We start from the raw sequence: 885 nt of genomic DNA on the forward strand, positions 1-885 counted from the left end.
GGCCGCCGCCGCCCGGGCCGCGGCCGCCTCGGCGGTGAGGGCGGCCATGGCCTGGGCCGCGCCGGGGTCGCCGAGCAGGCTGCGGCCATCCGCCCGGCGCTGGCGCAGGTGCAGCGAGGCCAGCCGCGCCAGCCGGTCCAGCGCCCCCACCATGGCGGCGACCCGGAACAGCGCGCCCAGCCGGACCAGCCCCTCGACCGAGACCCCCTGCCCCGGCGGCCCGGCCGCGAGCACCGGCGTCTCCGCCAGCCGCACCCGGTCGCGCGGCTCGCCGGCCAGGTTCAGCCCCGCCTCGGCGATGGCCGGCCGGCCGGTCAGGATGGTCCGCGGCCCCGCCGGGGTCCCGACCACGATCACCGCCGCGGTCGCATGCCGGGCCCAGGGCAGCCGCGCCGGCTCGCCCGAGAGCCGGCCGCCGGCGAAGTCCGGCGCCGGCCCGTCGCCCGCGGCGCCGAACGCCACCGGCCCGAGGCTCAGCGGCCCGGGCGGCGGCGCCATCCCCGCCTGCGCCAGGAGGTATCGCCCGAGCAGGGTCTCCGCCACCGGCAGCGGGGCGGCGTGTCGGGCGCAGAGCCGGACCAGCGCCAGCAGCGCCGCCAGCCCAGGCTCGCCCGCGGGCCGCACCAGCCCGGCCCGGTCCAGCGCCTCCCAGAGCGGGCGGGGGAAGCCGCCCCCGGCCATGGCCGCCAGCAGGGCCGGCGTCACCTCGGCGGCGAGGATGCGGCCGCCGCGGCGGAGCAGCTTGTCCTCGGGCGGCAGGGTCATGGCCGCGGCCGCCGGAGGCCGAGCCGCGCGGCATCCCAGGGATTCCAGGCGGCGGCGGCCTGCGCGGCGGCGAGCGCCCCGGCCAGCGCCGGCGTCGCCGGCACCGGCAGCAGCCGCAGC

General features: G+C 82.9%; 1 protein-coding gene. It reads right to left on the reverse strand.

What is annotated here, in order from left to right:
- On the reverse strand, positions 1-765 hold a 765-nt coding region (locus QWZ14_RS07985; RefSeq protein ID WP_290316100.1), incomplete at its 3' end, for a hypothetical protein.
- Between the last annotated feature and the right edge of the window lie 120 nt (positions 766-885).

The sequence above is a fragment of the Paeniroseomonas aquatica genome, assembly GCF_030409335.1.
GTDB lineage: Bacteria > Pseudomonadota > Alphaproteobacteria > Acetobacterales > Acetobacteraceae > Belnapia > Belnapia aquatica.